The sequence below is a fragment of the Paraburkholderia strydomiana genome (assembly GCF_046030495.1).
Classification (GTDB): Bacteria; Pseudomonadota; Gammaproteobacteria; order Burkholderiales; family Burkholderiaceae; genus Paraburkholderia; species Paraburkholderia strydomiana_A.
In genome coordinates this window covers 208575-224927 of sequence record NZ_JAQQCJ010000008.1, presented here as the reverse complement: position 1 = coordinate 224927, position 16353 = coordinate 208575, and the positions used below count along the sequence as shown (strand labels likewise).

The following is a 16353-nucleotide window of genomic DNA, read 5'->3' as shown; positions in this document are numbered from 1 at the left end:
TCCATACCGCCAGAGTATGGAACTAGTCTGAATGAGTGTTGGACTGCTTGACGGGTTTGTTTCTAATATGGGGCTCCAGGTTAAAGCCGTTCAGGAGGGCAACGAATGACAGCAACACCCGTGAAGATCGAGAGCGTGGAGACGATTCTCGTCGACGTACCGACGATCCGTCCGCACCGTCTCTCGGTCGCAACGATGAACTGCCAGACGCTGGTGCTGGTGCGCATCCGTTGCGCGGACGGCGTGGTCGGCGTGGGCGAGGGCACCACGATCGGCGGCCTCGCGTATGGCGAGGAGAGCCCGGAGAGCATCAAGGTCAACATCGACACGTATTTCGCGCCGCTGCTCAAAGGAATGGACGCAACCCGTCCCGGCGCCGCGATGGCGAAATTGCGCGAGCTGTTTCAAGGCAACCGCTTTGCGAAGTCCGCGCTCGAAACCGCGTTGTTCGACGCGCAGGCGCAACGCGTCGGCGTGCCGTTGTCGGAGTTGTTCGGCGGCCGCGTGCGCGAGTCAGTGGATGTCGCATGGACGCTTGCGAGCGGCGACACGAAGCGCGATATCGACGAAGCCGAGCAGGTCTACGAGACAAAACGCCATCGCGTGTTCAAGCTGAAGATCGGCTCGCGCGCAGTGGCCGACGACGTCGCGCATGTGGTCGCGATCGGGAAAGCGCTCGCAGGATACGGTGAAGTGCGGGTCGACGTGAACCAGGCATGGACCGAATCGGAAGCGATCTGGGCGGGCCGCCGTTTCGCCGACGCCGGCGTCGCGCTGATCGAGCAGCCGATCGCCGCCGAGAACCGCGCGGGCCTGAAGCGCCTGACCGATCTCGCCCAGGTGCCGATCATGGCCGACGAAGCGCTGCACGGCCCGGCGGATGCGTTCGCGATTGCGAGCGCGCGTGCCGCCGATGTCTTCGCGGTGAAGATCGCACAATCGGGCGGCTTGAGCGGCGCCGCGCAGGTGGCGGCGATTGCGTCTGCCGCGAATATCGACCTGTACGGCGGCACGATGCTCGAAGGCGCGGTGGGCACGATCGCGTCGGCGCAACTCTTCAGTACCTTCGGCGAATTGAAGTGGGGCACCGAGCTGTTCGGCCCGCTGCTGTTGACCGAAGAAATTCTCACCGAACCGCTGCGCTACGAAAATTTTGCGCTGCATCTGCCGCAGGGTCCAGGCCTCGGCATCTCGCTCGACTGGGACAAGATCGACCGTCTGCGGCGCGATACGCGCCAGGGCGCGAGCGTTGCCGTGAAGTAATTTAGCGATCCAGAATATCAAACCAGGGAGATACCCCATGAACAAGCAAGCCATCGATACGTTGCTGCAAAAGATCAACGACAGCGCCACCAGCGAAGGTAATCCGCGCACGAAGCAGATCGTGAACCGGATCGTGCAGGACCTGTTCTATACGATCGAAGATCTCGACGTGCAGCCCGACGAGTTCTGGACCGCGCTGAACTATCTCGGCGACGCCGGCAAGAGCGGCGAGCTGGGCTTGCTCGCAGCGGGTCTCGGGTTCGAACATTTTCTCGATCTGCGTCTGGACGAAGCGGAAGCGAAGGCCGGCATTGAAGGCGGCACGCCGCGCACGATCGAAGGCCCGTTGTATGTGGCGGGCGCACCGGAGTCGATCGGCCATGCACGGCTCGACGACGGCACCGATCCGGGCCAGACGCTCGTGATGCGCGGCCGCGTGCTCGGCGAGGACGGCCAGCCGCTCGCGAATGCGCTGGTCGAAGTGTGGCATGCGAACCATCTCGGCAATTACTCGTACTTCGACAAATCGCAGCCGGCGTTCAACCTGCGCCGCTCGATCCGTACGGATGCCGAAGGCAAATACAGCTTCCGCAGCGTCGTGCCGGTCGGCTATAGCGTGCCGCCGCAAGGTCAGACGCAATTGCTGCTCGATCAGCTCGGCCGTCACGGGCATCGTCCGGCGCATATCCACTTCTTCGTTTCCGCGCCGGGTTGCCGTAAGTTGACGACGCAGATCAACATCGACGGCGATCCGTATCTGTGGGACGACTTCGCTTTCGCGACGCGCGACGGCCTCGTGCCTGCGCTCAAGCAGGCCGAAGGCGCAGACGGCAAACCGTATGGCGTGGAAGGCAACTTCGCGCTGATCGATTTCGACTTCACGCTGTTCAACGAACGCGACAATCTGCCGGGCGCCGAAGTGGAACGGGTACGCGCCGAGGCCTGATGCTGCGCAGCGTTGAGAGAAGACGCTCGAACGCAGTGCAGGAATTCGTCGACCCTGGCTTGCACGGCGTGTGGCTTGCCGTGTCAGCCAGGGTCTTTCATGACCGATCATCCTATTGATCATGTGTCGATAATCCGTCATGCACGGGATCGATCACCCCAGGAGAGCAAGCATGTTGTTTCACGTCGAGATGACCGTCAATCTGCCGCCGGACATGGATGCGGAACGCGCCGCACGTCTGAAGGCCGACGAGAAAGCGATGTCGCAACGACTTCAGCAGGAAGGCGTATGGCGGCACTTGTGGCGCATTGCCGGGCGCTACGCGAATATCAGCGTGTTCGATGTGGAAAGCCCGGCGCATCTGCATGACGTGCTGAGCCAGTTGCCGCTGTTTCCGTACATGGATGTCGAAGTGCGCGCGCTGTGCCGGCACGCATCGTCGATTCGCGACGACGACCGGTAAGCGTCGAGGAAGATAAGCAGGAAGAGACCAGGCTCAGGAAGGTGCTGCGAATGCAGCACCTTCTGCCATTGCATGAAGCCGCTGTCGTGCAACGGCGCAATGCAGAAATACGGTTATGCGGTTTTCACGCGCCACGCGCACTACCGCACCACATCAAAGATCCAGCACCAGCACCGGCGACGTCGCGCGCGACACACAGCAGCAGATCACCTTGCCGCTCGCGCGTTCCGCTTTGCTCAGGCAATGGTCGCGATGCTCGGGCGTACCGCTCACCACGTCGATCATGCAGGTGCCGCAGACGCCCTCGCCACACGACGTATCCACTTCGATGCCGATCGACGCCAGCGCCGCCACGATGGTCGTGTCCTTGTCGACGTGCACGGTTGCGCCGCTGCTGGCGATCCGCACGTCGAACGCGTCGAGCGTCGCAGCTTCACCGCTCATGGCAGCGGAAGCCGGCTCGGCCGCAAAACGTTCGAGGTGAATGGCGTCCGGCGCGACGCACGTTTCGCCGATCGCGACCACGCGTTCCATGAAAGGCGCGGGGCCGCAGGTGTAGATATGCGTGCCTTCACGCGAGCCTTGCAGACAATCGCCGAGCACCGCATCGAGCTGCTCGCGCGTGACGCCGAAGTGAAACTTCACGTGATCGCTGAACGGCGCGCGCGAGAGCAACGGCAAGAACGCCGCATGCTCCGCGCTGCGTGCGAAATAGTGCAGCGTGAAGCGCTGTCGCTGCTTCAGCAACCGGTAGGCCATGCTCAATAACGGTGTCACGCCGATGCCCGCGGCGACCAGAATGTGTTCGTCGGCGCCGGGCGCAAGCTGGAACAGATTGCGCGGCGCGCCGATCGTCAGTTCGCTGCCGACCGTGACTTCGTCGTGCAGCGCACGCGAGCCGCCGCGCGAAGCGTCTTCGCGCTTCACCGCAAACAGATGCGCGTCGCGCTGATCCGGGTCGCCGCATAACGAATATTGACGCGTGAGCCCGGACGGGCCGACGACGTCGATGTGCGCGCCGGGTTCGTAGCGGTCGAACGGCTGGCCATCCAGACGCGAGACGCTGAACGAGCGCACGCCGTGCGCTTCGTCACGCACGCTCTCGACACGTACGTTGAAGGTGGTTCTTTCCATGATTCTGCCGACAAGAAATAACGCTGCAAGGCGCACTGCGGTGAGCAGTGCGGGCGCCGCGCGCATGGGTTGCAGGCGGTCGTGCGTCAAGGATAAGAACTCGGGCTAAATCAGGCAAATCGATTAAAAATAGCTAGATGAATAAATGCGACTGATATCAACGAGGTGAGCCGGACCCCGTCCGAAACCGCTAGATGCCAGCCAGATGCCGCACCAGTGCCTTTTCCAGCCGCGACATCGCGTTCAGCTCGCGCATGCAGACCAGCAAGCGGCGCGAGGCCCAGCTCTCGGCCAGCTCGATCGTGCGAATGCCCGGCGTGCCGCGATAGCGCCTCGCCGCCGTGGCCGGCACGATGCCGACCCCGGCACCCTGTTCGACCATGCAGCAGATGCCGTCGAAGGTACGCATGTGCGCGCGATAGCTGAGCGTTTGCCCGGCCAGCAAAGCGCGCTCGCCGAGATACGCGTGCAACGCGCTGTCCGCGCTGAGACCGATGAATTCGCGCGCGGCCACTTCCGCGAGCGTGGCGCGCCGGCGCGTAGCGAGCGGGTCGTCGCGGCTCGTGATCAGCACCAGCTTGTCGACGGCAAACGCAAACGTCTGCAGTGCGCCATGTTCGACTGCATCGGAAATGATGCCGATCTCCGCGGCGCCGGTCAGCACGGCCTTGACGGTCTCGCTGCTTTGACGCTCCTTCAGATCGATCTGCACGTTCGGGTGATCGCGTAGAAACAGGCCGATCGCCGACGGCAGGAACTCGGTGATCGCGGCGGTATTGGTCCACAGGCGAATGCAGGCTTTGCGTCCCTCCTGATGCTCGCCCAGTTCGCCTTGCATCCTTTCTATCTGCCCGAGCACGAGCCGCGCATGGTGCGCGAGCGTATCGCCGGTCGGCGTGGATTCGACACCGCGGCGGCCGCGTTCGAGCAGCGGCATGCCCAGCGCGTCTTCCATGCCGCGCAGCCGGGCGCTGGCCGAGGGCAGCGACATGTTCGCGCGCGCGGCCCCGTGCGTGATGCTGCCGGTGTCGAGTACATGGAGAAAGAGCCGGAGATCGATGAAGTCGAAGCGCATGAGCGTGTGGTTCGGGTGGGCGCTGCTGGAGGGAATTGAGACTTAGTCTCAGCCTAAGTCACGATACGTATCTTACGCATTGTGGACCGCGCGGCGGTGCTTGAAAATCGCTCACATCACTTCAATAAAAATCTGCCGATGATCTCTTCGTTTGCGAGTCTGTTTTCCGGTCCGCTTCCGGGTTCGATTGCGCTGCATGCCAGCGTGATCGCCGCGACCTTCGTGGTGGCCGGTTTCGTAAAAGGCGTGACCGGCATGGGTCTGCCCACCGTCGCAATGGGCGTGCTCGGCATGTTGATGCTGCCCGCTCAGGCGGCCGCCTTGCTGCTGTTGCCGTCGTTCGTCACGAACGTGTGGCAACTGTTCGCGGGGCCGAGCGTGCGGGCGCTGCTCAAGCGCTTGTGGCCGATGATGGCGGGCATCGTCGGCGGTACGCTCGCGGCGGCGTCGTTCATTGCGGGGGCGGGCGGTGCATGGGCGGTCGTCGGACTCGGCGCCGCGTTGACGCTGTATGCGGTGGCCGGCTTGCTGGCGTGGCGCTTCCCGGTGCCGGCGCGGCACGAGCGCTGGCTGTCGCCGGCGATCGGCGCGCTTACCGGTCTGGTCACAGGCGGCACCGGCGTGTTCGTGGTGCCGGCGGTCCCTTATCTGCAGTCGCTCGCGCTGAAGAAAGAGGAGCTGGTGCAAGCGCTCGGTCTGTCGTTCACCGTGTCGACCATCGCGCTGGCCATCGGACTCGCGCGCGAGCATGCATTTGCCGCCGACGAGCTAGGTGTATCGCTCGCCGCCGTCGCACCGGCGCTGATCGGTATGTGGATCGGCCAGCGCGTGCGCGGACTCATCAGCCCGGCGAGCTTTCGCCGCTGGTTCTTCATCTGCCTGCTCGGACTCGGCATTCAATTGATGGCGCGCGCATTCGTTTAATAAGAATGCGATGGCAGCGGACAACGGAGGGATATCGTGTTGCACGTCATTCTGGATACGCTCGGTGCGCTGGCGGTGCTGGCAAGTGTAGGCGCGCAGATCGCGCTGATACGTAAGCGCTGAGTTCATTTCTCCCCCCATCTGGCCAGCTGCACAATGCGGACCGCCATCGTCTCGCGAGCACGTACGCACGTACGCACGCATGCACGCGCATGCTGCAGCAGCAGATTGCCGATTGTTCGGCTCAACCGACGTATCTATTCGCCGTCAGCCGCTTTATCCCGCACGCTGACATGCCTACATTGTGTCCAGTGACAGCGCCACTGCAAATCCAGCTTCATCGACGTGCATTCCGCGAATCTTCGCGACAGCGCGTCGGCGCAAATCCCATTTAAAGGACATGATCATGAGCAAGCTCACAGGTAAAGTCGCGGTCGTAACAGGCGGATCGAAAGGCATCGGCGCGGCCATCGCGAAGGCATTGGCGGCGCAGGGCGCATCGGTGGTCGTGAACTATGCGTCCAGCAAGGCAGGCGCCGACAGCGTGGTCGAAGCGATCACCGCGGCGGGTGGCAAGGCCATCGCGGTCGGCGGGGACGTCGCCAAAGCGGCCGACGCGCAAGGCATCATCGATGCGGCGGTCGAAACCTATGGCCGTCTCGACATCCTCGTCAACAACTCGGGCGTGTACGAGTTTTCGCCGATCGAGCAGATCACCGAAGAACACTTCCATAAGCATTTCAATGTGAACGTGCTGGGTCTGCTGCTGACCACGCAGGCGGCGGTCAAACATCTCGGCGAAGGCGGCAGCATCGTCAACGTCAGCTCGGTGGTGAGCCGCATCACGCCGCCGGGCAGCGCGGTCTATACGGCGACCAAAGGCGCGGTGGACGGCATCACGGGCGTGCTCGCGAAGGAACTCGGTCCGCGCAAGATTCGCGTGAATTCCGTGAATCCGGGCATGGTCGCGACCGAAGGCACGCATAGCGCGGGGATCATTGGTTCGGATCTCGAAGCGTGGGCGCTCGGCACGACGCCGCTGGGACGCATCGGCCAACCTGACGATATCGCGGATGTCGTCGTGTTCCTCGCCTCCAACGATTCGCGCTGGCTGACGGGCGAGAGTCTGATTGCGAGCGGCGGCTCGCGCTGAGCGAGCCTGTAGTGCGATGGTGTGCGGTGCAGCCCGCGAGGACGGTGGCCGCAACCGCATGCCTGACACTGACAGTACAGCAGCAGGGAAGTACTCCCGCCCGGCAAGTGACTCGCCGCAAATTCCAGTCATCACCTGCCGGGCACCTCATATTTTCATCCAGCCACAGCCGCGGCGGCGCCAGGCAACTGCACCGCAAACAACGCATCGAGCAGATTCGACCCCGGCCGCTCGGCGAGCCGCGTTAGCGACTCGATCATCTGCACCCGGCAATCCTGCAGCGGGATCATCCTGATCCGCCGCGACTCATTGAATTCGGCGCGCGCGATCACGCCCACGCCGATGCCTTGCGCGACCGCTTCTTCCAACGCCTCGCGTCCGTCCACGTACATCACCGGCTCGACCTGCAACGACTCCCGCACCAGCTCGATTTCGAGCAGCTGCTGCGTGACCGACTGCGACTCGCGGAAAATCATCGGCTGTTTGACCAGTTCCGCGTAGCTCAGTCTGCGTTTCTTCGCGACCGGATCGCCGGCCGGCACCATCGCCACCAGCGGATCGCGCCGCAACACGCGCGACTCCAGCCGGCTGTGCACTTGCGGCGCGGCGGTGATGGCCGCGTCGACCGCGCTCGACAGCACGCGCTGCATGCAGTCCGCCGCGTTGGCGATCGACAGCGTCACGACGATTCCGGGATGGAGCTTGCGAAACGCGCCGATCAGCGTGACCGCGAGATCGGGCGCATCGGCGGCCAGCGACAGCGAGCCGGACTCGAGCCCGCCCGCCGACTCCAGCAGTTGCCGCGCGTCGCGCTCGCACCCGAGCATGTGGCGCGTCACGCTGAACAGGCGCAAACCCAGTTCGGTGGTTTCGACGCCGCGTGGACCGCGTTCGAACAGCTTGACGCCGTAATCCTGCTCCAGCCGCCGCACGTGATCCGACACGGCCGGCTGCGTCAGCGACAAGGCCTGCGCCGCTTTCGAAAACCCGCCGTGTTCCGCGACCGCATGAAACGCCCGCAATTGCGCGTATTGCACGTGTGCCTCGCCGCTCGTTTCGAGCAATAAGTTTTTACGATACCGCCATCGATTATATCGATTTTACCGATGCCATACGGTTCTGTACTGTGTCACGCATCGACATAGCGACACCGGAGTTCTGCACATGGAAAGCGCGATCGGTCATTCAGCCTCTTCAACCGAGCCCGGCGCGCTGCCATGCGCCGCGCCGGCGAGCGGCGAGCCATATCTATTGACGCCGGGGCCGCTGACCACCGCGCGCTCGACCAAAGAAGCCATGCTGCGCGACTGGGGCTCGTGGGACGGCGATTTCCGGGCGATGACCGCGCAGTTGCGCGCGAGCCTGCTCGACATCGCGGGCGCTGGCACGGACAACCCCGCCGGCGACTACGACTGCGTGCCGCTGCAAGGCAGCGGCAGCTATTGCGTCGAAGCGATGCTCGGCAGTCTGGTGCCGCGCGACGGCCACGCGCTCGTGCTTGCCAACGGCGCCTACGGCAAACGCATCGCCACCACGCTCGGCTATCTGGGCCGCGCCTACACGCTGCTCGACAAGGGCGACTATCTGCCGCCGCGCGGCGCGGAAATCGAACGCATGCTGGATGCCGATCCGCGCATCACGCACGTGGTCGCGGTGCATTGCGAAACCAGCTCGGGGATTCTCAATCCGCTCGCGGAGATCGCCGCGGCCACGGCGAAGAAAGGCCGCAAGCTGCTGATCGATTCGATGAGCGCGTTCGGCGCGGTGCCGCTCGACGTGCGCGAGACGGCCTGCGAGGCGTTCGTGTCGTCGGCGAATAAATGCATCGAGGGCGTACCCGGTTTCGGCTTCGTGATCGCGCGCAAGCGCGCGTTGCAGGAAGCGAAGGGCCGCAGCCATTCGCTCGCGCTCGACGTCTACGATCAATGGGACGTGATGAACCGCACCGGGCAGTGGCGCTTCACGCCGCCCACCCACACGGTGGCCGCGTTTATCGAGGCGCTGCGTCTGCACAAGCTCGAAGGCGGTCAGCCGGGGCGTCTCGCGCGATACGCGAACAATCGCGACGTGCTGATCGAAGGCATGCAGGCGCTCGGTTTCGAGCCGCTGCTGAATGCGCGCTGGCGCTCGCCGATCATCGTGACGTTTTTCGCGCCGGCGCATCCGTCGTTCGAATTCACGCGCTTCTACGAATTGATGAAACAGCAGGGCTTCATCATCTATCCGGGCAAGCTGACGGTGGTGGAGAGCTTTCGCATCGGCTGCATCGGCCAGGTGGATGAGCACGTGATGCGCCGCGTGGTGCAGGCCTGCGCCGCGTCGTTGCAGGCGCTCGGTGTCGACCACGCGGCGCCGCCTGCAGCGGCGCTCGAAGAAAGCAAGGCATTGGCGCAAGCGCAATGATCGACGAGGCCACCTCATGAGGATTGAAACCAATGAGACACGTTAAAGCGGTGATTTTCGACTGGGCCGGCACGGTGGTCGACTACGGTTCGCTCGCGCCGATGGGTGCATTCGTCGAGACCTTCGAGCAGTTCGGCGTCCCGATCACAATCGACGAAGCGCGCGGCCCGATGGGCATGGCCAAGCGTCCGCATATCGCCGCGCTGATGGCGTTGCCGCGCGTCGCGCGCGCCTGGGCCGACCAATACGGGCACGCGCCGAACGAAGCCGATATCGACGCCATCTACGACGTGTTCGTGCCGAAGAACATCGCGGTGGCGGCGAGGTACAGCTCGGTGATTCCGGGCGTGGCCGAAGTGGCGAGCGCGCTGCGCGAGGACGATATCCGCATCGGTACGACCACCGGCTACACGCGCGAGATCATCGACGAGATCCTGCCGGGCGCGGCGGCGCAGGGATTCTCACCGGACAGCATCGTCTGCACCGGCGACACGCCCGAAGGGCGGCCGTCGCCGTACATGATCTACCGGACAATGCCGGCACTGGGCGTCTGGCGCACGAGGGAGGTCATCAAGGTCGACGATACCGCGGTCGGTATCGAAGAGGGGCTCAACGCCGGGACGTGGACGGTCGGCGTCGCGGTGAGCGGCAACGCGTTCGGCATGACCGAAGCGCAGGTCAAGGCGTTGTCGCCGGATGAGTTCGCGTCGCGCCGTCACGCGGCGTTCCAGAAGTTGCAGGCGGCGGGCGCGCACTATGTGATCGACAGCGTCGCCGATCTGATGCCGGTGGTGTACGACATCGACGCGCGTCTTGCGCGCGGCGAGCGCCCGTGATGCGGTGAAGCTGGCTGAGCGGGGTGAAACGACCAGCCGCGCGTCATTCCCGTCACCTCACTCGAAATACCCCACGGCCAGATCGATGAATTCCCGCACCTTGCGCGGCACGAACTCGCGGCTTGGATAAACCAGCGACACCGCGACGTCGCCATTGAGCATCGTGTAGTCGCCGAGTATCCGCACCAGCGTGCCGGCGTGCAATTCGTCGGCGACCATCTCCAGCGGCAGCAACGCGATGCCCATCGCGCCCAGCGCCGCCTGTTTCTGCATGATCATGCTGTTCACCGTGAACGACGCATCGAGCGCGACGCTCTCGTCGTTGCCGCCGTCCTTGCTGAAGATCCAGCTCTGCGGACTCGTGTCGAGTGGCGCTGCGATCACCCGATGCCCCGCGAGATCGGCCGGCCTCGCGGGCTGCCCGGCCTGCGCGAGATAGGCGGCCGACGCCACCGGCACCGCGTGCGAATTGAGCAGACGCCGCACCACCAGCGATTCCGAGCGGATCATATGTTCGGTCACGATACCCACGTCGAAACCGCCTTCGAGCAGATCGACGCGCTTTTCGGTCAGCGTGACGCGCAGATTCACGTGAGGAAACTTGGCCTGGTACTCCGCGAACAGCGGCGTGAGGCGAAACAGCGAGAAGCTGCCCAGCGCGACGATACGCAGATCGCCGGCGACTTCCTTCGAGGTCGTGGTCGCGCGCGATTCGACTTCTTCGAGCTCGGCGAGCAGGACGCGGCAACCGTCCGCGTACTCCGCGCCGGCTTCGGTCAGCACGACCTTGCGCGTGGTGCGCTGGAACAGGCGAATGCCGAGATGCTGTTCGAGGCTCGACACGTGACGCGTCACGACCGAGGTCGAAACGCCGAGGTGCGCCGCGGCCTGCGCGAAGCTGCCCGCGTCGGCGACCTTGACGAATGCCTGCATGGCCTGAAAGAGATTGATCATGTGAGTGCGGGAAACGTGTTGGTGCGTGTGCGTGCGTGTTCGTGGACGCCGGTGGCGTGGAGTGTAGCGCGAGGTGCCGGCGCGGCAATGGAGGCGGCGACCACGCCCATCCGCGCCGTGCCGCGCGTTTCAGCCGCCCGGCTAATGTTGCGCGTGCGCGCCGTCGCGCGCGACGATCCGGCCGTTCGCCATCACGAGCTTGCGGGCCGGCCGCGCGACGATCGCATGCGCAAGCGTGTCGGCGTCCACCAGCACGAGGTCGGCGCGCGCGCCCGCCTGCAATCCGTAGTGCGTGAATCCGCAACCGCGCGCCGCTGTGCCGCTCACGCAGTCGAATGCGAGCGCGAGGTCGTCATCGCGGCGCAGGTTGTAGCGCATGGCGATCAGCATCGCGCGTTCGAGCATGTCCGGCGAGCCGTACGGCGTCCACGTGTCGCGAATGCCGTCGTTGCCGCCGAACAGCGTGACGCCTTGGTCGATGCAGGCTTGCAGCGGCGGCACCGGCGTCGACGGCGGGGCAGTTGTCAGCAGCGCGACGCGCAGATCGGCGAGGCGCGCGAGCAACGCATCGCGTTCGCGCTCGGGCAGCGCGCCGAGACAGAACGCGTGACTCACCACCACCTGGCCTTGCATGCCGAGCGCCGCGACGCGATCTAGCAGAAGGCCGAGTGTGAATGCGCCGATTTCGCCGGGCTCGTGCAGATGAATATCGATCGGCTTCTGATGACGCTGCGCGAGGCCGAACGTCAGGTCCAGCGACGCCACCGGATCGCCGTCGATCAGCGCCGGGTCGAGCGCGCCGAGCACATCGGCGCCCGCGCTCAACGCGCGATCGAGTAAGGCGTCGGTGCCTCGCCGGCCAAGCAGACCCGATTGCGGAAACGCGACGATCTGCAGGTCGAGCACGTCGCGCAGCGCGGCGCGCGTGGCGAGCACGCCCTCGAGGTGGCGCAGACCCGCCTCGGTGTCGATGTCGACGTGCGTGCGCAGCCGCGTCGTGCCCGCGAGCAGAAACGCGCGGGCCAGCGCGAGCGACTGCACGCCCGCGTCGTGGCCGCTCTGCGCGCGCCAGCGCCGTTCGTTCTCGATGCGGTCGGTCAGTTTCGGCCCGACCTCGTTGCGATACCAGCGCATGCCCCAATGGGTCTTGTCCAGATGCGTATGGCCTTCGACGAAACCGGGCAGCAGCAGCGCACCGGCGCCGTCTTCGATCGTGATGCCGGGCGCGCGCGCGAGGTCCGGACCGATGGCCGCGATGCGGCCGTCGGCGATCGACACGTCGACGCGTGCGCCATCGGTCTGGCGCACGTTCGTGATGAGCCGGGCGTTCGTCATACTGGAAGGGGCAGTGGTGGTCATGAGCAGGTCGACGGCACGGACAAGTGCAGCGCGCCGCATGGCGCAAGCAATGGTCAGTTGAATGAAGCGCGCTGCCTGATCGGCAGGCAAACGAAGACGGCGCGCGGCTGGCGTGTGATTGTACTTCGCGAGGCCGCGCGCCGATCGCCGCCGCCGGGTTGCCCATCGTCGGGTCCGCCGTCGAAAGCGCTCATCGCGCGCGCGCCGAAGCGCTCAAGTTTCGTACGTTTATGCCGTTGACATAGGCTGATCACATTCCGGGACCCAGCCGTGCAACTCGCTCACAGTAACGACCGTCTCTCCAGCCGGATGGCCGTCGATCCGTTCGCCCCCGGTGAACCCGAGGTGGAGTCTTCGGTCATCGAGTGGTTGTTGCACGACGATCAGGTGATGCGCGAGTGCTTTACCCATGCGGCGGAAATCCTCAAGAGCGTGACCGGCGCGGCGATCACCGCGATCACGCTGCTCGACGAGGAGTACCAGCATTACCGGGCCGAGGTCGGCATGGCGATGCCGCTCGTCACACGGGCCCGGTCGCTGGCCGACTATGCGGTGCGCGACGGGGATCTGTTCGTCATCGAGGACACCCACGACGACAGCCGCTTCGGCGAGTGCATGCTGGTGCAGCGCTATCCGTTCGTGCGCTTCTATGCGGCGATCGCGCTGCGTGCGCCGAATGGCGAGATCGTCGGCGCGTTGTGCGCGATGGACCCGTCGCCTGGCCGGCTCGACGCGGGGCAGCAGGGCGTGTTCTACCATCTGCGCGCGATGATCGAAAACGACCTTAAGATGCGCACGGCCACCGCGATCGATCCGCTCACGCAGTTGTACAACCGGCGCTTTCTGCTCGAGAGCATCGCGCGGCGCTGGAAGGAAGCGCGGGACGGCGACGTGATGGGCTCGGTGGTGGTCGACGTGGACTGGTTCAAGCAATACAACGACACCTACGGCCACCAGGCCGGCGATCATTGCCTGTGCAAAGTGGCCTCGGTGATGCAGGCGGCGGCCGATGGCGAGCGCGTCGTCGTCGGACGCATGGGCGGCGAAGAGTTCGGGCTGCTGGTGCTGCACGCGGAGGCCGCCGCGCTCGCCGATACGCTCGAAACGCTGCGGCGGGGCGTCGTCGATCTGGCGATCGAGCATCGTGCCTCGCCGCTCGGCGTGGTGACGGTAAGCGTGGGGGCGTCGTTGACACGCATCAGCGAGCACGCGCGGCTCGCGCATCGCGATGGCTTCGCGAGCGCGGACCGCGCGTTATATCGCTCGAAGCATGGCGGCAGGAACCAGGTGACGATGGCGTAGGGCGGCGGCACTTCGCCCGCGAACGGCGATCGGTGAACGGCCGCGCACGAGGCAAGCGACGCTACCGTCAGCTATCCTGAAGATTCGCGTAAAGCTGGCTCACCCAGTCGGCGAACACACGCACCTTCGTGCTGTAGCGCCGGCTCGGCGGATACGCGAGATAAACCTGCAGCGGCGCGGGCCGCCAGTCGGTGAGAATCGGCAGGAGTTCGCCGCGCGCAATCGCCGGGCGCACCATGAAATCAAGCGTATGCACGATACCGAGGCCCGCCAGCGCGGTCGCGAGATGCGCGTTGCTTTCGCTCACCAGCACCGGACTGCGCACGCCGCCTGGCACGATCGACTCGCCGTCCCTCTCGAAGCGCAACGGCTGCGTGACGCCGCTGCTCGCGGAAAAATAGCCGACGACCGCGTGCCCGTCATCGACGATCTGCTGCGGATGCAACGGTGTGCCATGCGCGGCCAGATACGCCGGGCTTGCGCAGGTGGTCCAGCGCAGCGTGCCGATCGCATGCGTGACGAGCGCAGGGTCGTCCGCGGTGCTGCGAATCGCGCAATCGATGTTCTCGGCAATCAGGTCGGCGGTGCGGTCCGTCACGCTCAACTGCACCTGAATGTCCGGATAACGCGCGCAAAACGCCGGCAGGGCGGGAATCAGAATGCCGCTCGCGGTCGAACCGCCGCTGTCCACGCGCAACGCGCCGCGCGGATTCGCGCGGTCGCGCCCCAAGGTTGCCTCGATATCGTCGAGTTCGGTGAGCAGCGGCTGGATGCGCTCGTAGTAGGCGACGCCGTCGGTCGTCACGTTGACGCTGCGCGTGCTGCGTTCGAGCAACTTCACGCCGAGATGGTCTTCGAGCGATCGGACCCACTTGCTCACGGTCGCGTTGGGCATCTGCAGCGATTGAGCGGCGCGGCTGAAGCCGCCGGTTTCCACGACCCGCGCGAAGATGCGGATGGCTTGCAGGTGATCCATGAGTTCTCTGCTTTCGGGTAATTATCCACAACTGTGAATAAAGAAACCACAGGATACATATTTATCTCTGTGCGCGCGTGAAATATGCTGGCGTCACTGGGTCAACTGCCCTCACACACAACGGAGCTAGCCATGAATCAGTCCACTCAAGGGAACATCCACACCACTAAACATGCCGGCAAGATCGTGCTGGTCACCGGCGGCAGCAGCGGCATCGGCCTTGCCGCCGCGACCCGTTTCGCGCGGGAAGGCGCGACGGTCTACATCACCGGCCGGCGTCAGGCGGAACTGGACGAAGCAGTGGAGCGCATCGGGCACGGCGCGGTCGCGATTCGCGCGGATATCTCGTCGGCCGCCGATCTCGACCGGATGTTCAGCACGGTGCAGGCCGCCCATCAGCGGCTCGATATTCTGTTTGCGAATGCGGGCGGCGGCGAGTTCACACCGCTTGGCGAAATCACCGAAGCGCAGTTCGACAAGTACTTCGACATCAACGTCAAAGGCACGCTGTTCACGGTGCAAAAAGCGTTGCCCTTGATGCCGCGCGGCAGCGCGATCGTGCTCACGGGCTCGGTCACCTCGATACAGGGCGTCCCGGCGTTCGGCGTGTATGCGGCGACCAAGGCGGCATTGCGTTCGTTTGCGCGCACCTGGGCATCGGATCTCAAGGGCCGCGATATTCGCGTCAACGTGGTCGCGCCCGGGGTAGTGGTCACGCCCGCGTACAAGTCGGAGCTGCACATGAGCGACGAGCAGATCGAAGCGTACCGGCAGCATGTCAGCGCGACCACGCCGCTCGGCCGCGTCGGCGAACCGGACGAGATCGCGAAGGCCGTCTCGTTCCTCGCCTCGGACGACGCGAGTTACATCACGGGAATCGAGTTGTTCGTCGACGGTGGGATGGTGCAGGTGTAATCGGCAGGGCAACACGAAAACCGACATAGCGTGAAGAAGGCCGGGACAACCGGCCTTTTTTACATGTAGCGCCGAGTTGAGCACGGGCGGATAGAGCAGGAAAGACCGAGTCAGCAGCCCGTGCAACGGGCGCAATAAAATTGGCCGGATCTCATGCCGTTTCCCCGGTCACGCATAAGGTTTCCTTAAGGTACGGTTGTTTACATAGTCGGCGGCGCGCGCGTATCAGTCGGCACGATGCGCCTCGAAAACGACGGAGAAAAACAACGATGCCCAACGAACGAAAGCGTGGCGGCAAACAAGGCGGCAAGCGCGACCTGCAGGCCGAGAAGACGCTTTACAGATCGATCTACCAGATAGAGTTGGCGCGCGGCAGTTCGTACATTGCCAGCACGCGGAGTCCGGCGACGCAACGCATCGCGATTGCCGAGGTCTTTCAGGAATTTCACCTGCGGTACGGTCCCGACACGGCGAACATCTTTCGCGAACTGTTGGCGGAGAGCCTGAGGCGACGCGGCGATCCGCCGGCGGCGCAGGCCGTCCTGAGTTTCGAGCCAGGCTGATTGCGAGGGTGCAAGTTCGCCGAACCCACGCGTTCAAACTTGCTTGCCCCGAAGCGGCCATGACGCGAGGGGCAAGAGAAAAGCGCG

Annotated in this window: 16 protein-coding genes; 10 read left to right on the top strand and 6 right to left on the bottom strand. The window is 64.7% G+C overall.

The genetic code is table 11. The features are described 5' to 3' along the window. Positions 1 to 105: 105 nt before the first annotated feature. The 3 genes from PQQ53_RS13430 (at position 106) to catC (ending at position 2672) form a co-directional block, all read left to right on the top strand. A complete protein-coding gene (locus PQQ53_RS13430; protein ID WP_408324429.1) occupies positions 106 to 1263 on the top strand; it encodes a muconate/chloromuconate family cycloisomerase in 1158 nt (385 codons plus the stop codon). Between the two features lie 37 nt (positions 1264 to 1300). Continuing rightward, positions 1301 to 2209, top strand: coding sequence for a catechol 1,2-dioxygenase (catA, locus tag PQQ53_RS13425; protein WP_408324427.1), 909 nt, complete (start codon positions 1301 to 1303; stop codon positions 2207 to 2209). Between the two features lie 172 nt (positions 2210 to 2381). Then, entirely contained in the window at positions 2382 to 2672 is a 291-nt protein-coding gene (gene catC / locus PQQ53_RS13420) for a muconolactone Delta-isomerase (RefSeq protein WP_408324426.1), read from the top strand. 153 nt (positions 2673 to 2825) lie between these two features. Here catC and PQQ53_RS13415 read toward each other — a convergent pair whose 3' ends face one another. Further along, positions 2826 to 3806 (bottom strand): PDR/VanB family oxidoreductase, encoded by a 981-nt coding sequence (locus PQQ53_RS13415; protein ID WP_408324425.1) that lies wholly within the window; start codon positions 3804 to 3806, stop codon positions 2826 to 2828. A gap of 190 nt (positions 3807 to 3996) precedes the next feature. Then, a complete protein-coding gene (locus PQQ53_RS13410; RefSeq protein ID WP_408142184.1) occupies positions 3997 to 4881 on the bottom strand; it encodes a LysR family transcriptional regulator in 885 nt (294 codons plus the stop codon). A gap of 138 nt (positions 4882 to 5019) precedes the next feature. Between PQQ53_RS13410 and PQQ53_RS13405 the strand changes: the two genes are divergently transcribed. Both PQQ53_RS13405 and PQQ53_RS13400 read left to right on the top strand, forming a co-directional pair. After that, positions 5020 to 5805 carry a sulfite exporter TauE/SafE family protein gene (locus PQQ53_RS13405; RefSeq protein ID WP_408324424.1) on the top strand — a complete coding sequence of 262 codons (786 nt, stop codon included), beginning with the start codon at positions 5020 to 5022 and terminating at the stop codon, positions 5803 to 5805. A 406-nt stretch (positions 5806 to 6211) separates the two neighbouring features. Further along, complete coding sequence (locus PQQ53_RS13400) at positions 6212 to 6958, top strand: glucose 1-dehydrogenase (RefSeq protein WP_408142188.1); 747 nt, start codon at positions 6212 to 6214, stop codon at positions 6956 to 6958. Between the two features lie 155 nt (positions 6959 to 7113). Here the strand turns inward: PQQ53_RS13400 and PQQ53_RS13395 are convergent, their stop codons facing one another. Beyond that, positions 7114 to 7995 carry a LysR substrate-binding domain-containing protein gene (locus PQQ53_RS13395; RefSeq protein WP_408324423.1) on the bottom strand — a complete coding sequence of 294 codons (882 nt, stop codon included), beginning with the start codon at positions 7993 to 7995 and terminating at the stop codon, positions 7114 to 7116. 127 nt (positions 7996 to 8122) lie between these two features. Here PQQ53_RS13395 and PQQ53_RS13390 point away from each other — a divergent pair, with 127 nt between their 5' ends. After that, positions 8123 to 9361, top strand: coding sequence for a 2-aminoethylphosphonate--pyruvate transaminase (locus PQQ53_RS13390; RefSeq protein WP_408324422.1), 1239 nt, complete (start codon positions 8123 to 8125; stop codon positions 9359 to 9361). 32 nt (positions 9362 to 9393) lie between these two features. After that, positions 9394 to 10197, top strand: coding sequence for a phosphonoacetaldehyde hydrolase (gene phnX / locus PQQ53_RS13385; RefSeq protein WP_408324420.1), 804 nt, complete (start codon positions 9394 to 9396; stop codon positions 10195 to 10197). Positions 10198 to 10254: 57 nt separating this feature from the next. On the opposite strand, the gene PQQ53_RS13380 is transcribed toward phnX, so the two are convergent. Both PQQ53_RS13380 and PQQ53_RS13375 read right to left on the bottom strand, forming a co-directional pair. Next, a complete protein-coding gene (locus PQQ53_RS13380; RefSeq protein ID WP_408142194.1) occupies positions 10255 to 11151 on the bottom strand; it encodes a LysR family transcriptional regulator in 897 nt (298 codons plus the stop codon). A 141-nt stretch (positions 11152 to 11292) separates the two neighbouring features. After that, positions 11293 to 12510 carry an amidohydrolase family protein gene (locus tag PQQ53_RS13375; protein WP_408324419.1) on the bottom strand — a complete coding sequence of 406 codons (1218 nt, stop codon included), beginning with the start codon at positions 12508 to 12510 and terminating at the stop codon, positions 11293 to 11295. 270 nt (positions 12511 to 12780) lie between these two features. Here PQQ53_RS13375 and PQQ53_RS13370 point away from each other — a divergent pair, with 270 nt between their 5' ends. After that, positions 12781 to 13812, top strand: coding sequence for a GGDEF domain-containing protein (locus PQQ53_RS13370; RefSeq protein WP_408142198.1), 1032 nt, complete (start codon positions 12781 to 12783; stop codon positions 13810 to 13812). 67 nt (positions 13813 to 13879) lie between these two features. Here PQQ53_RS13370 and PQQ53_RS13365 read toward each other — a convergent pair whose 3' ends face one another. Then, entirely contained in the window at positions 13880 to 14788 is a 909-nt protein-coding gene (locus PQQ53_RS13365) for a LysR family transcriptional regulator (protein ID WP_408324418.1), read from the bottom strand. A 132-nt stretch (positions 14789 to 14920) separates the two neighbouring features. Between PQQ53_RS13365 and PQQ53_RS13360 the strand changes: the two genes are divergently transcribed. Both PQQ53_RS13360 and PQQ53_RS13355 read left to right on the top strand, forming a co-directional pair. Beyond that, the gene (locus tag PQQ53_RS13360; protein ID WP_408324417.1) at positions 14921 to 15703 is read left to right on the top strand and encodes a glucose 1-dehydrogenase; all 783 of its coding nucleotides are present in this window, start codon (positions 14921 to 14923) and stop codon (positions 15701 to 15703) included. 269 nt (positions 15704 to 15972) lie between these two features. Then, positions 15973 to 16266 carry a hypothetical protein gene (locus tag PQQ53_RS13355; protein ID WP_408142204.1) on the top strand — a complete coding sequence of 98 codons (294 nt, stop codon included), beginning with the start codon at positions 15973 to 15975 and terminating at the stop codon, positions 16264 to 16266. Positions 16267 to 16353: the final 87 nt, after the last annotated feature.